Consider the following 1,761-nt stretch of genomic DNA (forward strand, 5'->3'; position numbering starts at 1 on the left):
AGTACTTTTAAAAACTCATTTCAGAGATACCGATTCAATAGGAAGATTATGCCCCTATAAATTTATGATTTTCTCTCCCATGGGTAATATTCCCTTTGAAACAATCGCCTCAAGAGTAGAGAATATTATCGCAGATCTGAAAATCAAGTATCCTTTCATAGAATCAAAAGGTATAAACCAAAAAAACCTTCATATAAGTCCGGGAGAAGATATTCTGAAAAAATTCAGCCGGATAAAATCAGTCAGTTAAAAATATTTATTATTTTTTAATCACAAATTCTGTCTGCGACTCAAAAATATCCAAAAAACAAAAAAATGGAAGATAAGGATTTTATAATCCAGGTCTTCCATTTTTTATTTGAAGTTTTCAATATTAAATTCTGGAGTCAAGAACCCAGCCAGAACCATCCGGTCTGTAAACCTTTATTTTCGGAGTTATATAAAGGGAAGAGATTATGTCTATTCTGCAGAAGGCCTCCCCCTCTCTTTCCACCAGTATAGAGGGATGGTATTTGCTGTTAAATCCAGAAACACTATCTGTTTCATCACCGTCAAAATAAACAGAATTTATCTTCCCGTCGTCATCTATCTCAAACTCAATATCTGAATGAGAACCAGTTAGTTTTGAAGATGTCCCATCACTATCTATATTCCCGTCTAAATCTCTAGTTACAGAATACACAGAATAAGTGTAATTCTCCGGAAGAAATTTCTCGGTGCCTCCTGTCTCTATACTCTTTGAGTTCAGGTCAAGTGTAATCGTCTTCTCCGACCCCTCTTCAAAAGCTTTGTTTGTTTCCACAGCTATCGCCTTTGGGATGACAGTCGCCATCTCATTATAATCATTTCTTCTCATAGCCTTTATTATAGAAAGCCCGCCGATTCCCGTGACCACAAGTATTATAGCCACTACAACCAGCATTTCTATAAGGGTGTATCCTCTTTTTTTCATTTGTGCACCGCCTTAAATTCCCCTGGTATCTTTACCATGTTTTTAGTTTCAATGAAACTCAGCCTGGAAAACTGTTCTTTCCCAGGCTGTGGAGTTTTCACATTATTCCTTGATATTTTCGATTACAAAATTATCGCTGTCTATAAGGCTTGTCTTTATGTTTGTGTCTCTTGCTCTTGATTTACCCTTTACCTTACTTCCCACAGCTATTCCGCTCTCGGCAGCCACCCCTGTGTCCTCTAGGAGGGCTATGGTGTTTCCACCACTTTCAACTTTCCCGCTATTTATAACGACTACCCAACTACCATTACCGTTTTTTTTACTATTATAAACTGTAATGTTCATATCTTCTCCTTGAAGTATTTTTGTTTCAGCTTTTATATTGTTTCCAGATGTTGTTTCGTTTCCAATTGTTAATGTATTATCTTTGTTGACTTGAATTCTAAAATGAAGATAACTAACATTCGAGTAATTAGTTGAACTGGTAGATACTTCCGTGTAAGGCAGCTTTATTTCGTCGTCAGTAAAGCCTAGATCCTTTAATTGCTCTTCTGTAAGTGATGAATTTTTTTTCAGGTAATAATAAATTGAACTATCATTAATCATAACAAATATATTATCAAGACTATCGGAAGGATTTATATCTAATGTCCCAGATATATCTTCCATTTTGGTACCTGCTGTGAACTCTGTTTTATTTGTAACCGTTCCTGTTACTGGAATCAATGAAAGTCTTACGTCATCTGTTATTTTTATTCCAGGATAGTTACTATACTTATCAAACTTAGTATTATTAGTAGCGCTCACCC

3 protein-coding genes are annotated in these 1,761 nt (G+C 35.5%); 1 reads left to right on the top strand and 2 read right to left on the bottom strand.

The window, feature by feature from the left end; all coding sequences use genetic code 11:
* On the top strand, positions 1-250 hold a 250-nt coding region (locus ABZA26_RS14330), incomplete at its 5' end, for a hypothetical protein (protein WP_372715171.1).
* A gap of 123 nt (positions 251-373) precedes the next feature.
* On the opposite strand, the gene ABZA26_RS14335 is transcribed toward ABZA26_RS14330, so the two are convergent.
* Both ABZA26_RS14335 and ABZA26_RS14340 read right to left on the bottom strand, forming a co-directional pair.
* Positions 374-952 carry a prepilin-type N-terminal cleavage/methylation domain-containing protein gene (locus ABZA26_RS14335; RefSeq protein WP_372715172.1) on the bottom strand — a complete coding sequence of 193 codons (579 nt, stop codon included), beginning with the start codon at positions 950-952 and terminating at the stop codon, positions 374-376.
* A 102-nt stretch (positions 953-1,054) separates the two neighbouring features.
* Positions 1,055-1,761: hypothetical protein (locus ABZA26_RS14340; RefSeq protein ID WP_372715173.1), on the bottom strand; the 707-nt coding region annotated here is incomplete at its 5' end.

Source organism: Ilyobacter sp. (assembly GCF_041583315.1).
Lineage (GTDB): Bacteria > Fusobacteriota > Fusobacteriia > Fusobacteriales > Fusobacteriaceae > Ilyobacter.